The 13,745-nt window shown below is 52.5% G+C and carries 15 protein-coding genes; 9 read left to right on the top strand and 6 right to left on the bottom strand.

Annotated elements, in window-relative coordinates; all coding sequences use genetic code 11:
* The first annotated feature begins 7 nt into the window (after nucleotides 1-7).
* The 6 genes from hemG (at nucleotide 8) to MKX50_RS09160 (ending at nucleotide 7,253) form a co-directional block, all read left to right on the top strand.
* On the top strand, nucleotides 8-1,429 hold the full coding sequence (gene hemG / locus MKX50_RS09135) for a protoporphyrinogen oxidase (RefSeq protein WP_339159250.1): 1,422 nt from the start codon (nucleotides 8-10) through the stop codon (nucleotides 1,427-1,429).
* Between the two features lie 200 nt (nucleotides 1,430-1,629).
* Nucleotides 1,630-2,985: a CapA family protein gene (locus MKX50_RS09140; protein WP_213588875.1), complete on the top strand. Its 1,356-nt coding sequence runs from the start codon at nucleotides 1,630-1,632 to the stop codon at nucleotides 2,983-2,985.
* A 25-nt stretch (nucleotides 2,986-3,010) separates the two neighbouring features.
* Nucleotides 3,011-3,736, top strand: a complete 726-nt coding sequence (locus MKX50_RS09145; RefSeq protein WP_213588874.1) for a glycerophosphodiester phosphodiesterase family protein — start codon at nucleotides 3,011-3,013, stop codon at nucleotides 3,734-3,736.
* A gap of 38 nt (nucleotides 3,737-3,774) precedes the next feature.
* Nucleotides 3,775-4,419 (top strand): fumarylacetoacetate hydrolase family protein, encoded by a 645-nt coding sequence (locus MKX50_RS09150; RefSeq protein ID WP_213588873.1) that lies wholly within the window; start codon nucleotides 3,775-3,777, stop codon nucleotides 4,417-4,419.
* 1 nt (nucleotide 4,420) lies between these two features.
* Entirely contained in the window at nucleotides 4,421-5,236 is an 816-nt protein-coding gene (locus tag MKX50_RS09155) for a DUF92 domain-containing protein (RefSeq protein ID WP_213589458.1), read from the top strand.
* A 40-nt stretch (nucleotides 5,237-5,276) separates the two neighbouring features.
* Nucleotides 5,277-7,253 carry an ABC-F family ATP-binding cassette domain-containing protein gene (locus MKX50_RS09160; protein WP_339159253.1) on the top strand — a complete coding sequence of 659 codons (1,977 nt, stop codon included), beginning with the start codon at nucleotides 5,277-5,279 and terminating at the stop codon, nucleotides 7,251-7,253.
* A gap of 95 nt (nucleotides 7,254-7,348) precedes the next feature.
* On the opposite strand, the gene MKX50_RS09165 is transcribed toward MKX50_RS09160, so the two are convergent.
* The 5 genes from MKX50_RS09165 to MKX50_RS09185 form a co-directional block, all read right to left on the bottom strand.
* Nucleotides 7,349-8,386 (bottom strand): M42 family metallopeptidase, encoded by a 1,038-nt coding sequence (locus tag MKX50_RS09165; RefSeq protein WP_339159255.1) that lies wholly within the window; start codon nucleotides 8,384-8,386, stop codon nucleotides 7,349-7,351.
* Nucleotides 8,367-8,690, bottom strand: coding sequence for a lipopolysaccharide assembly protein LapA domain-containing protein (locus MKX50_RS09170; RefSeq protein WP_213588870.1), 324 nt, complete (start codon nucleotides 8,688-8,690; stop codon nucleotides 8,367-8,369). Before MKX50_RS09170 ends, MKX50_RS09165 begins: the two co-directional genes overlap by 20 nt.
* Before the next feature lie 76 nt (nucleotides 8,691-8,766).
* Nucleotides 8,767-10,557: an oligoendopeptidase F gene (gene pepF, locus MKX50_RS09175; RefSeq protein WP_213589456.1), complete on the bottom strand. Its 1,791-nt coding sequence runs from the start codon at nucleotides 10,555-10,557 to the stop codon at nucleotides 8,767-8,769.
* A 254-nt stretch (nucleotides 10,558-10,811) separates the two neighbouring features.
* Nucleotides 10,812-10,982: a hypothetical protein gene (locus tag MKX50_RS09180; protein ID WP_196427037.1), complete on the bottom strand. Its 171-nt coding sequence runs from the start codon at nucleotides 10,980-10,982 to the stop codon at nucleotides 10,812-10,814.
* A 41-nt stretch (nucleotides 10,983-11,023) separates the two neighbouring features.
* Nucleotides 11,024-11,257 (bottom strand): hypothetical protein, encoded by a 234-nt coding sequence (locus tag MKX50_RS09185; protein ID WP_155609126.1) that lies wholly within the window; start codon nucleotides 11,255-11,257, stop codon nucleotides 11,024-11,026.
* Nucleotides 11,258-11,470: 213 nt separating this feature from the next.
* On the opposite strand from MKX50_RS09185, the gene MKX50_RS09190 reads away from it, so the two are divergent.
* A complete protein-coding gene (locus tag MKX50_RS09190; protein WP_009222768.1) occupies nucleotides 11,471-11,668 on the top strand; it encodes a cold shock domain-containing protein in 198 nt (65 codons plus the stop codon).
* Between the two features lie 186 nt (nucleotides 11,669-11,854).
* On the opposite strand, the gene MKX50_RS09195 is transcribed toward MKX50_RS09190, so the two are convergent.
* A complete protein-coding gene (locus MKX50_RS09195) occupies nucleotides 11,855-12,205 on the bottom strand; it encodes a VOC family protein (RefSeq protein WP_213588869.1) in 351 nt (116 codons plus the stop codon).
* Nucleotides 12,206-12,384: 179 nt separating this feature from the next.
* On the opposite strand from MKX50_RS09195, the gene MKX50_RS09200 reads away from it, so the two are divergent.
* Both MKX50_RS09200 and MKX50_RS09205 read left to right on the top strand, forming a co-directional pair.
* A complete protein-coding gene (locus MKX50_RS09200) occupies nucleotides 12,385-12,735 on the top strand; it encodes a hypothetical protein (RefSeq protein WP_213588868.1) in 351 nt (116 codons plus the stop codon).
* Between the two features lie 94 nt (nucleotides 12,736-12,829).
* On the top strand, nucleotides 12,830-13,726 hold the full coding sequence (locus MKX50_RS09205; protein ID WP_339159267.1) for a hypothetical protein: 897 nt from the start codon (nucleotides 12,830-12,832) through the stop codon (nucleotides 13,724-13,726).
* Nucleotides 13,727-13,745 lie beyond the last annotated feature (19 nt).

The following is a 13,745-nucleotide window of genomic DNA, read 5'->3' on the forward strand; positions in this document are numbered from 1 at the left end:
GGAGTATATGAGCGATGCGTCCCGCAAGGTAGTCATTGTCGGCGGGGGCTTGACCGGACTTAGCGCGGCTTTCTATATCCGCAAATTTTATAAGGAAAAGGGATGCAAACCGGAAATAACGATCATCGAAAAGGATAAAGTCCTTGGCGGCAAGATCGAAACTTTGCATCGCGACGGCTTCGTCATCGAGAAAGGGCCGGATTCCTTCCTGGCCCGCAAGACGGCGATGGTCGACCTGGCCAAGGAGCTTGAAATCGATCACGAGCTGGTCACGACAAATCCCGAAGCGAAGAAAACGTATATCGTCAATCAGGGACGGCTGCACCCGATGCCGTCCGGTCTAGTGCTCGGAGTTCCGACAGAGATCGGCCCCTTTCTGAGATCCGGGCTCGTCAGCTGGAGCGGCAAGCTTCGGGCGCTGACGGATCTCGTGCGAGCGCCACGGAAGAGCACGGAAGACGAGTCGCTAGGGAATTTCATCGAACGCCGCCTGGGAGCGGAAGTGTTAAGCAATATGACGGAGCCGCTGCTCGCGGGCATTTATGCGGGGGATACATATCGTCTTAGCCTGCAATCGACGTTCCCGCAGTTCGGTGAAATGGAGCGTAAGTACGGCAGCCTGATCAAGGGCATGATGACGGGCAAAAAGCCTGTAGAGACGCATACCGGAACGAAGAAAAGCGCATTTCTGACCTTTCGTCAAGGACTGCAAAGCCTGGTGCATGCTCTTGTCCATGACTTGGACGATGTGGAGCAGCGGCTGGAATCGGCGGTTATCGCGGTTGAGCCGCGCAGCGGCGAGCAGGCAGGCTATGAGGTCGTTCTCGCTTCCGGCGAAAGGGTTGCTGCCGACGACGTGGTTGTGACGACGCCGGCGTTTGCCGCCGCCGATTTGCTGCGGCCGCTCGTTGACGTCACCGAGCTGGACGCCATTAACTACGTTTCCGTAGCGAACGTAGTGCTTGCTTTCGAGCGGGAGGATGTCAGCGGATCGTTTGACGGTTCCGGATTCCTGGTTCCGCGTAAGGAGGGACGCAATATTACGGCCTGTACGTGGACGGGCGTGAAGTGGCTGCACACCAGCCCCGAGGACAAGATGCTCCTCCGCTGCTATGTCGGACGCTTCGGCGATGAGGAGAAAGTGTCTTATCCGGACGAGGAGCTGATCGCGCTGGTCAGGAAAGACTTGCGGGAGCTGATGAATATTACGGCGGAGCCGCTGTTCGCGGAAATTACCCGCCTGCCGAAGTCCATGCCGCAGTATCCCGTGAATCATTTACGGCATATTGCCGAGTTCAGGTCCCGGCTGGACAGGATGCTGCCCGGCATTTACGCTACGGGCGCTGCCTTTGAAGGCGTCGGCCTGCCGGATTGCATCCGCCAAGCTAAAGAATTGGCCGGACAAATGGCCGACCGGCTTGCCCGCTAGAGATGTCTGAGCAGGAATAACCGCTGGAACAAGGAACAAGAACCCCTCCGCTTGAAAATAGGCGAGGGGTTCTATTTATTTAAGGTTACCTGATATAATAAAATCAATGGTGCAATGAATTTGCTCCTCATTTTTTTTGGCAAGATAAGAATGAGCATTCAGGCCACCCGGGCTCTGAGCGAGAAATAAAGGAGTTTGCGATGTACCCACCAAGATCAGATAAATACCGCAAGCGAAAACAGGAGAAACAGCGCAGGTACAGCCGCTTCTGGCTTACGATCAATGTATCGCTGATCATCGCGATCATTGCTTTGGGCGCCTATTACTACGTCGGAGAGATCATTGCTCCGAACACGGAGGGCAGCCAGGATCCGGCTTCTGTTCAGCATCCTGCCGATCACCCAGCGGATCCGCCGAACGAGAGCGACGCCCAGTCCAGGGCGGATGAAACCAATTCTGGCTATGATACGGATACGGATCCGGCGCAAAGCGTCGATCCGGCTGGCGCCAAGGCAGGTGAGGGGATGGATTCAGGCCAGTCTCCACCGCCTTCCGATGAGGATGACGGCGGGTTACCTGCGCCAAACGAACAGGATCCTGAGGAGCTGCTGCATTTACATTTCGCCGGAGACACGATTTTCTCGGGAAGCATTGCATCGAAGCTGGAGAAGGAAGGCTATCATTATCCTTATGAATATATTCGTGAACTATTTGAAAGCGACGATTTAAGCGTGCTGAATCTGGAGACTCCGGTTACAGAACGCGGAACGCCGGCGGAGGATAAATCCTTCGTGTTCAAGGCGCCGCCCAAAGTGCTGTCCCCGATGCGTGAAGCGGGGGTTGACGCCGTCAACCTGGCCAATAACCATACGCTGGACCAGGGCGTCGAAGGATTGCTCGATACGACGAAGCATTTGCATGACCATGACATCCATTACTTCGGAGCAGGGAAAAATAAACAGGAAGCTTATGCCCCTTTGTATCTGGAACGAAAAGGAATTACAATTGCGCTCTGCGGGTTTAGCCGCGTCATCCCCCATTCAGATTGGGCGGCAGGCAAGAACAAGCCCGGCCTGGCCGTTGCCTATGATTCGGCGGAGGCTGTTAAAGCGGTGCAGAGCGCCAGGCAAAATGCTGACCTAGTGATCGTCGTGGCCCACTGGGGTAAGGAACGGACGACGAAACTGGAGAAGCATCAGACCTCGCTGGCTCACGCATTTATCGATGCCGGGGCGGATCTGATTATCGGCGGCCACCCTCACGTGCTTCAAGGCATGGAACGTTATAAAGGCAAATGGATTGTTTACAGCACCGGTAATTTTATTTTTACCAAAAAATCATCGGCTCCCGATACTTGGGATACTGCCGTATTTGAAGCCAAATGTTCGAAGAAGGGCGATTGCCAGATGAAGCTGCTGCCTTTCCGTACGGAAGTCGGCCAGCCGGTTCCGCTGCAGGGCGAGGAAGGGGCGGAGGTTCTCAGAAAGGTGGAGAGCCTGTCTAAAAATATCGCTATTGACGCCAGCGGCGCCGTACACAGTTTAATTGACGGTTAACGAATGGTTGAAGGAGGCCTCAGGAATGAACAACTTATGCGTGGCACACCGGGGCTTCTCGGGCAAAGCGCCGGAGAATACGATGGCTGCGATGCAAATGGCAATGCAGTTTCCTTTTGTGCAATGGGTTGAAGTTGACGTGCAGCTAAGCAAAGATGGCATTCCGGTACTCATTCACGATTTCACGTTGAATCGGACAACTAACGGACGAGGCCCCGTCAGGGAGAAGACGCTAGCAGAGCTGAAGCAGCTGGATGCCGGCAGCTGGAAATCCAGGGTGTTCAGGGAGGAGCGCCTAATAACGCTCGAAGAGTTCTTGAAAGCGGTATGCGGGAGGCTGCGGGCGAATATCGAAATCAAGACCCAGGGGAATATGTACCCGGGGATTGAAGAGAAGGTGGTTGCGGAGATCAGGCGCCACCAAATGGAGCATGATGTGGTGCTCACTTCTTTCGAGCCGCGGATTTTGGCGAGGATCAAAGAAATCGCGCGCGGCATTCGCACCGGACTCATCATCGAAGGAAGGCCTAAGGATTTGCTGCTGCGGCTGCAATTGCTGCGCTGCTCCTTTCTATCGATCAGCCAGCGCCACCTAACCGCTGAGCTTGCTTCCCGTGCGGCAAAGCTGGGAATCACAGTCATGGCTTGGACGATCGATGATGCGCGGACAATGCAGCGGGTTGCCGCGCTGCATAAGGACATTCTTATATGTACGAACCGGCCTGACATCTGGCAAGAGGCCATGCTCTAGTTTAATCAGAAATGAGCCATTAGGAGGCGATTCTTTAGATGAAACAACTAATCAGAAACATATACTGTGTTGGACGCAATTACAGGCTGCATATCGAGGAACTGGGGAATGATGTTCCGTCCGAACCGATGATTTTCATGAAGCCGTCGCACGCGGCAGTCCCGATGGATGGCAGCGCGATTGAACTGCCGGAGGGACGAGGTGAGGTTCATTATGAGGCTGAGCTTGTCCTGCGCATCGGCCGGGATTACACGCCGGGCATTACCGTTGATGATCTGGTTGATGTCATCGCATTTGGCATCGACTTTACGCTGCGCGACGTTCAGAACAAGCTGAAGGACAAAGGGCATCCTTGGACAGCGGCCAAAGCGTTCCTGAATTCGGCGCCAATGACGCCTTACATGGCTTTTCCGGGAGTCGAGGACACCGCGGGGCAGGATTTCGTACTTCGGAAGAACGGCGAGGTCGTTCAGCGTGGAAATATAAGCAACATGATTTTTCCGCTGCAGCAAATCGTTGATTATATCGCGAACCATTATGGGCTCGGCGAAGGCGATCTGATCTTCACAGGCACTCCAGAGGGAGTCGGACCTGTCGCGAGCGGGGACAAGCTGGAGCTGGCTTACGGCGGCCAGATTCTTGGCAACTGCACTGTCCTGCTTGGCTCAGGCTCGAATTCATAAAATGAACTGGATCATTGGAGCGGTATGCGCGCTGGCTGTGTCAGCGGCGGCTTATTGGAAACGGTCGCTCAGCCTGTCAGGGATGGCTGCTGCGGCCGTCATGGGCACGGTGTACTTCGGGGCCGGGAATGTGTTCTGGTTCGGAATATTGCTCTTGTTCTTTATATCATCAAGCGCATTCTCCAAACTGAAGGCGAGCCGGAAGTCGGAGGCGGAGAAGAGCTACTCCAAAACGGGCACAAGGGATGCTGGACAAGTGATGGCCAACGGTGGGCTGGGAATGGCTGCCTGTATAGGCCATGCGCTCTGGCCCAACCCCGGATGGGCCTTGTTTTTTGTCGGGACGATGGCTTCGGTAACAGCGGATACCTGGGCTACAGAATGGGGCAGTCTCAGCAAGAAGCCTCCAAGATCGATTATGAACGGCCAGCCGATAGCCCCGGGCACGTCGGGAGGAGTATCGCTGCTTGGCAGCTCGGCGGCGTTGGCAGGGGCGCTGTTTATCGGCGGGGCGGCCGGCCTGCTTGGACTGTGGAGCGGCCAGACAGCTTACATCCACCCGCCGCTGCTTGGTTTCATCGTCATCGGCGGCTTGTCGGGCTTTGCCGGAGCCATGCTTGATTCATTTTTGGGGGCGACGCTGCAGAGCATGTACCGCTGCCCGGTTTGCGGCCGCAGTGTCGAAACGGCCAGGCACTGCGGGGAGGATACAGTGCCTCAGCGGGGCTGGGGCTGGATGAATAATGATATGGTGAACATGATTAGCTCGCTTGCGGCGGGCGGTCTTGCTGTAGTTATGGGGAGCTGGCTGTATTGAAGGTTTAGAGCTACGTATTTCATGCAAAGTAGGGAACGAAATGAACATTTTAACGGTTGAACAAATTTCAAAGAGCTACGGGGAAAAGGTGCTGTTTCAGGACGCGTCTTTTGGAATGGAGGAGCATGACAAAATCGGCGTCATTGGCGTCAACGGGACAGGGAAGTCCACCTTCCTGCGCATTGTGGCCGGACTGGAGCAGCCGGATACTGGCCGGGTGGCCGTAAACAACGATATACGGATCGCCTGTCTGCCCCAGAATCCCGATTTCGACCCGGACACGACGGTGCTGCGGCAGGTATTCCAGGGCGGCGACCCGATGCTGCAGATTGTATCCGCATATATCGAAGCGGTGGAGCGGCTGGAGCTGCATCCGGCGGATGAACGGCTGCAGGCCGAGGTAACAAGGCTAAGTCAGGAAATGGACCGGCTGCAGGCCTGGAGCCTGGAAAGTGAAGCGAAGAGCGTGCTGTCCAAGCTCGGAATCACGGACTTCGGCGCGAAGGTTGGGGAGCTATCGGGCGGGCAGCGCAAGCGGATCGCCTTGGCTTCGGCGCTGATCGTGCCCTCTGAGCTGCTGATTCTTGACGAGCCGACGAACCATATCGATAATGATTCGGTGGCCTGGCTGGAGTCTTACCTGCAAAGACGGCGCGGCGCGCTGCTTCTCATTACGCATGACCGGTATTTCCTGGATCGGGTATGCAATGTCATGCTGGAGCTGGACCACGGGCGATTGTTCCGCTATGAAGCGAACTACAGCCGTTTCCTGGAGCTAAAGAGCGAGCGGGAGGAACGGGAAGCATCGGCGGAGCAGAAGCGGCAGAATCTGCTCCGCACGGAGCTGGCCTGGATTCGCCGAGGTGCAAAGGCAAGAACGACAAAGCAGAAGGCGAGAATTGAACGATTTGAGAAACTGCAGCAGGAGAGAACCGAATATAAGAGCGAGCAGCTCGATATATCGGTGGCCTCGACGCGGCTGGGGCGCAAAATCGTGGAAATCTTCGAACTAAGCAAGTCGGCTGGGGAACGTGTTCTGATTCGGGAGCTGACCTATACGGCGGTACCCGGCGACCGCGTCGGCATTGTTGGCCCGAACGGCAGCGGCAAATCGACGCTGCTCAACATGATCGCAGGGCGTATTGAGCCGGATCAGGGCTATGTCGAGCTGGGGCCGACGGTGAAGCTGGGCTTCTTCACACAGGAGCAGCAGGAGATGGATGACAAGCAGAGGGTCATCGAATACATTAAGGAGGAAGCCGAGGTCGTCACGACGGCAGACGGCTCGCGGATTACCGCGGCGCAGATGCTGGAGCGGTTTCTGTTCCCGCCGGCGATGCAGTGGACGCCGATCGGGAAGCTGTCGGGCGGCGAGAAGCGCCGGCTGTATTTGCTTCGCGTCTTGATGGGCGCGCCAAATGTGCTGCTGCTGGACGAGCCGACGAACGATCTTGACATTCAGACGCTGACCGTCCTGGAAGCTTATTTGGACGAGTTTCCGGGCGCTGTGTTCGTCGTATCCCATGACCGCTATTTCCTCGACCGTACTGTGGATAAAATTATGGCGTTTGAGGGGGAAGGCGTTGTAGCGGTTCATGTCGGCGATTACAGCGATTATGCCGAGCGGGTTCAGCAGCTTGGCAAGTCCGCTGATCCGGGTATCGATTCTGCAGGCGGGAAAGGCAAAAGGGCCTCTACGGCGGCTTCAGGAGCAGGAAGCTCCGAAGGCGGGACGACGGGAGGTTCAGGAAGTCAAAGAGATCAATCCCGCGTCGAGCGTGTGAAGTTCAGTTATAATGAGCAGCGGGAGTATGAAGCGATCGATGGTCTCGTTGAAGCAGCGGAGCAGCGGCTTGCCGACATCGCCTCGGCTATGGAGCAGGCGGTCAGCGATGCCTCCAGGCTGCAGGAGCTGATGAAGGAGCAGCAGGAAGCGGAGGCCGAGCTGGAGCGGCTGATGGACCGCTGGACTTATTTGAACGAGCTGGCGGAGAAAATTGAGCAGCAGAAGAGTTAAAAAGTTAAGCAAAATTTAAGAGCACCCCGTTCAGGAGATACCGGCTCCTGATCGGGGTGCTCTTTTAAGGTTTTTTAGCGGATGTTTCAGCGTCGTCAGCTCATCACATAAGCGGCCAGCAGCCGGGCCGTGTTCAAGACCGCTTGCTTATGAGTCCGTTCCATGGCATGCGAAGCATGGACTCCCGGACCAATCAAAGCGGCGCGAATGTTGCTGCCCCCGCGCAGTGCCGCAGACGCGTCGGAGCCGTAGTGCGGATAGATGTCGACGGCAAAAGGAATGTTGAGGTTCTGGGCGAGCTGGATCAGTTTGCCCGTCATATCGTAGTCATAGGGCCCGGTCGAATCTTTGGCGCAGATCGACACATCCGTTTCCTTACAGCTTAGGTCATCGCCGATTGTCCCCATGTCCACGGCAATCATTTCATGGATGCCGCCAGGTATCCATGAGGCGCCGTGACCGACTTCCTCGTAGTTGGAGATCAGCAGCACCACATCGTGCGCCGGCTGCCATCCTTCCCGCCGGCTTGATTCCAGCAGTCCGAACAGCGCCGCAACGCTAGCCTTATCATCGAGATGGCGGGATTTCACGTAGCCGCTTGGCGTAATAACCGGACGGGCATCAAACGATATGAAGTCACCGGGCATGATGCCGAGCTTCATTACGTCTTCCTTGCAGTTTACCAGCTCATCAATGCGAACTTCCATATGCTTCTCTTCGCGCGTGAAATCACGGGCATCGCTATAGACATGAACGGAAGGGCGGGAAGTCAGGATCGTTCCGGTATACGTTTTGCCGCTCCGTGTATGGATCGTGCAGTATTCGTTCTCAATGCTCTGCATCATGAACCCGCCGACGGAGGTGATCGCCAGCGTTCCCTGGGAGGTAATAGAACGAACCATAGCTCCCAGAGTGTCGACATGCGCGCTGAGGGCAATGCGTCGCGAGGAATCCTTTCCTTTCATCGTGATGATGGCCCCGCCTTTTTCGTTTTGGGTAACGGCAAAGCCAAGCGCTTTAGCTTCGGCTTCAATCACTTTCATGATGCGATGGGTGAAGCCGCTGGGGCTTGGTGTGTTAAGAAGCTTGGTCAGCAAGTCCAGCATATATGTTTCATTGGGGTGGATGTTCATGATCAGCCTCCTCTGGTGCGGATTTTTCGTTGTCAAGAAATTCGTAGCCGGTAGCTTCCTGGATTTGCGCCAGTTTGGCGCTGAGTATTTTGACTTCCTTCTGCAGCCGGTATCCTCGGTAGATCCCGAAGGAGCCTACGATAATTCCGCCGAGCAGGGTCGAACCCAGAATAAGTAGAATGAGCGGAATATGTACGGAATTGAACAGCAGGTTGACTTGAACCGGCTCCACGTTAATGACGGCAAATAACGCCGTGATGAGTGCGAAGACGAGAGCAAGAATGAGAGACCATTGTAGCTTCATGTTTGTGCACCTTCCTTCTTGTATACAGTGTAAAATCCCTTACCCCAAAAGGGCAAGGGATTTATCAATGAACCGGTTATTTCGTCAAGTTCTCCATTTGCTCGACCAACTCACCGAATACGCTCATCGCTTCGCGAATCGGCTCAGGCGAAGACATATCGACGCCAGCCTTTTTCAGGATGTTGATCGAATAGTCGCTGCCCCCGCTCTTGAGGAAGCCAAGATAGCGGTCAACGGCAGGCTGGCCTTCCTCCAGAATTTGTTTAGAGAAGCTCGTCGCCGCGCTGAAGCCGGTCGCGTATTTGTACACGTAGAAGCTGGTGTAGAAATGCGGAATCCGCGCCCATTCCATCTCGATGTCCTGATCGACGGCCATCTCTTTGCCATGATACTTCACGTTGAGATCATAGTAGATTTTGGACAGTTCCTGCGGCGTCAAGGACTCGCCGGATTCCGCACGTTCATGAATCAGTTTCTCAAATTCCGCAAACATCGTTTGACGGAACACTGTGGTCCGGAATTGATCGGCATAGTAGGTGAGCAGGTACAGCTTTTGCTTTGGATCGGTCGATTTTTTCAATAAATAATCCATAAGCAGCGCTTCGTTTGTCGTTGAGGCTACTTCAGCCAGGAAGATCGTATATTGGGCATCCCGGTATTTCAGATTCTCATCCGAGAAATAGGAGTGCAGGGCATGGCCCATTTCATGCGCCAGCGTGAACATGCTGTTCAGGTTGTTCTTATGGTTCAGGAGCACGTATGGATGCGTGCCGTAGGCCCCCCAGCTGTAAGCTCCCGTACGTTTGCCTTCATTCTCGTACACGTCAATCCAGCGATTGTCGAGGCCCTCGCGCAGCACATTCAGATAATTCTCGCCAAGCGGCTTCAAGCCCTCGAGCAGCATATCCTTGGCTTCTTCATACGAGATGTCCCATTTGTATTCCTCCACAAGCGGCGCGAAGAGGTCGTACATATGCAGCTCATCGACGCCGAGCAGCTTCTTCCGCAGCTGCAAATAACGGTGAAGCAGCGGGAGGCTCTCGTGAATCGTATCGATCAGATTTGTATAAACCTCTTTTGGAATGTTATCGCCGTACAGGGACATCTCCAAGACGGAAGGATATTTGCGAACCCGGGAGTAGAACATGTTCTTGTTAATGTTGGCGCTAAGCGTAGCGGCAATCGTATTCTTCTGTTTGCCGTAGGTTTCGTATACGGCCTTAAAGGCCCGCTCCCTGACCTCCCGATTCGGATTTTCGAGAAATTGAATATAGCTGCCATGGGTCAATTCCACTTCTTTGCCGTGCTCGTCTTTAATTTTTGGGAACTTCATATCGGCATTGTTGATCATTCCGAAAATTTGCTGCGGCGCCTGCGACAGATTGCCGACCTGGGCCAGCAGAGCCTCTTCGGTTTTGCTGAGGATGTGGGCCTTTTCGCGCTTGATTTCCTGCAAAGTAAATTTGTAGTCGGCAAGCTGCGGATCGCTAATGTAGCTGTCCAGCTGCTCCTCAGGCAGAGCCAGAATTTCCGGCGTAATGAACGACAGGGCTTCGCTGACTTCGACGCTAAGCTTTTTGGCTTTCTGGACAAGAGCTTGATATGTAGGGTTTGTCGTGTCCTGATCATGGCTCAGGTGGGCGTAAACATACAGGCGTTCAATACGCAGGGAAAGATCGTCCTCCAAAGCGAATACCGCTTTGACGTTATCAGGCGTACTCAGCTTGCCTTCGAACTCGGCCGCCTTATTCTTCAACTGCTTCAGCTCTTCAAATGCAGCGTCCCAGTCTTTCTGGCTCGGGAACAAATCTTCTAATTGCCAGCTGTTCTCTGGCTGAACTTCAGAACGTTTCGGTAATGTGGTCATGGGTATCCTCCTTTGAATTGGATAAGCCTTCGGCCGGGTGTTTGCGCCGGCCATATCGCCGGGTATAGCCGCTATGAGCAGGGAGGAGGACAGCAGGAGGGGGAGCAGGGAAATGCTTTTTATTTTCATAGGAACCTCCCTCGGAATCACTTATGGAGATTGCTCTAGTATGTCCTTCTGTCCCGGAATCTACTCCGCAAAGAGCGAATGAGGAATAAATGGTCCCTGTCACATCCTCCTCCTGAGTAGGCGCGCTATACCAGAAAACTGTAAATGATAAGACCGAATGCAAAGGCAATCATCAGGCTGGCAAAAATGGCAAGCCAACGCCGGATTTTGGGCTGAACTTGATTCTTGCTCAGAATTAGCACGATACCAAGAGCGAACGCGGAAATGATAAAGATCAGATGGTTTGAACTGTCCATGGTCTTGATAGGTTCTCCTTTATATAAGGTAATCAGGCGGTTTAAACTTGCTTGAAGGCGTTCATGATGTCGTTCCATTCCTCTTCCCTGCCAGCGAATTCCTCTTTGGGGAAGCGGCTTTCGGCCCAGTTCATCAGGGCAGGCCGGCTAAGAAACGTATGGCATTCCTCGCCCCATTGATCGGAAATTTCCCGAAGGACGATATACTTGCCTTGAACTTCTACCGTCATCATATTCCATTTGTCTCTTTTGTATATTTCGTGTTTTTTGATCATCTTTGTCGTTCTCCGATCATCGTTTATTGGCGGTTGTGTTTTTTATGTAAAATGATAACTCACGCCCGGTACGAAAGCAAATAAAAACACCGGAAGCGGTTCATTAAAAAAATGCTTGTGTGCATGGCAAATGATACGTTGCATTGTATCAAACCATGGAGTATAATATGGATATTCGTCAATGATGGCGATTATTTTTAGGAGGTTGTTCATTTGAAAGGTACAGTTAAATGGTTTAACGCAGAAAAAGGCTATGGCTTCATCCAAGTTGAAGGCGGCGAAGACGTATTCGTGCATTTCTCCGCGATTCAAGGCGAAGGATTCAAAACACTAGAAGAAGGCCAAGCCGTTGAGTTCGAAATCACCGACGGTAACCGTGGTCCTCAAGCCGCTAACGTAATCAAATTATAAGATCTCTTCCGCACTAGCGGATCACTTATAAGGTTTGGTTTCAAGAAGGCTTAAATATGAAAGACACAGCTCTTAACGGGCTGTGTTTTTTTGTTGTTTACTTGTTAACTCGTATATCAAGGGATGATAAAATGGCTGAAATGAACATCAATTCCCGAACAGGGGGACTTTAAGAGGTATTGTGCATTAAAGATGAACAAGAATATTGACAAGCTTCCCGAAAGGATCTCTTACAAAAAAACGCCGCACCTGCCACGGCTCATCAACGGGGCCATACTCAATTGGAATCCCCGCCTTTGTTATGCGAGTTAAAACATCTTCAAGGTCATCAACTTCAATGGACAAATCAGGCACAGGCATTCCAGAACCCCCCTCTGAAAGAAAACTGATTTGAGTATCCATTTTTTCATGTGAACCGTAGGTCGCAATAAATCCCATATCCATCAATTGATCAAGTTCAAGTATTTCCCCATAAAAGTGCTTAGCTTTGGCAATATCCTGTGTCTCAATGTTGGCAATAATTCTTTTGACTTTCATTTTCATATTCTCCTAAAATTTTATTCTGTGACCAGGTATTCTTTCCATTTGTGTTAACTCTTCCTAAATATATTATATAATAAGATGGATTTCATCTTTACTTCTTTATTTACGCATACAACATTTAAAAGATCGGAAGAGCCTCATTATTGAAATGCGCTTAATTAGGAGGACGTTGAATGAAAAAAGCGTTAGTAATCATACTTGCTGTGCCAATTTTTCTTGGGCTCTGGTCATGTTCAAACCAACACAACTTACAAAGTTGGGCATTTGATGTTGTGACATGGAACCATGAAGTATATAAAATTACAAATGAAGCTGTTACTGAAATTGATGATGAAATTGGCACAATAAAAAAATATTCCACAAATGAATCCAGTGAGCTGCCGAATCTGTTTTCTAATAAATACAACAAAGGAACTAAATTGTTTAAAATTAAAAATGTCGAAACGAATGATTATATTGCAGTTCAAGATGATGGTTTATACTATAAAGCAGAGAAAATGGAAGGGATGAAAATCTCGCGGTAACCGGTACGGCGCAAGCCTAAACCGGCAACTCGAGGTATTTAGGCGAACAGTGCTGCAAGATATGCAGGCACTCTCTGAAGGGAGGAGGCCGGTTGTGAGCAATCGGTTGAATGGCAGTGAAACAATAGACCGGGCCAGAAGCTTTATCTATAACAGCGCACGGCTGCTGGATCGGATGCGCTTTGCTTATCATTTTGAGCATGGCTCCAAACAGAAGGTTATTCAAGCACTCAAACCTTATCAAAATGAGGACGGCGGGTTTGGCCATGCCCTTGAACCGGATATGCGCTGTCCCGACAGTCAGCCGGTGACTACGGAAATGGCTCTTTCACTGATCGATGAAATGGACGGCTGGGATTCCGAGCTCCTGCCCCTGCTCCTGTCTTATTTGCAGGAGCTTACTCTCCCTGGCGGAGGTTTGCCGCGGGCGACGACTGCAGTTAATCGTTATGGCCATGCTCCGTGGTGGGAGACACAAAGGGATGGCATACCTTCCTTGAACCCTACGGGGAAGATTATCGGCCTGTTATTGAAGAGTCCGTTTCGGAAGCCGCTGCTGAAGAAGGAGTGGTTCCAAACCAACATATCGTTTATTTGGAGCTCCCTGGAGAAGGGGCCTCCTGGCGATTATCATGACGGAGAGCAGTGGAGCGTGTTTTTGGCTAACGCACCGGATGCTGATCGGGCAGCCAGGTACTATGGCGTGCTTGATGAATGGCTGGGCTCTCCCGGTGTTATTGAGCGCGATCCGCTTGCCGAGGGGTATGTCCAGAAGGTGCTTGATTATGCTCCTACACCGGCAAGTTATGCCCATCGCTTTGTTACGACGGACGAGGTAAATCTGCATTTGGAGGAGCTTCAGCGCCAGCAGCAGCCTGACGGCGGGTGGCCGATTTCCTGGCCGGCCGTAAGTACTGCTGCAGAGCAGGAGTGGCGGGGATACGTGACGATAAATCATCTCTTGACGCTTCGCGCATATGGGCGATTGTAAAATACGGGTTGAGGAATAA

The sequence above is a fragment of the Paenibacillus sp. FSL W8-0186 genome, assembly GCF_037969765.1.
Classification (GTDB): Bacteria; Bacillota; Bacilli; order Paenibacillales; family Paenibacillaceae; genus Fontibacillus; species Fontibacillus woosongensis.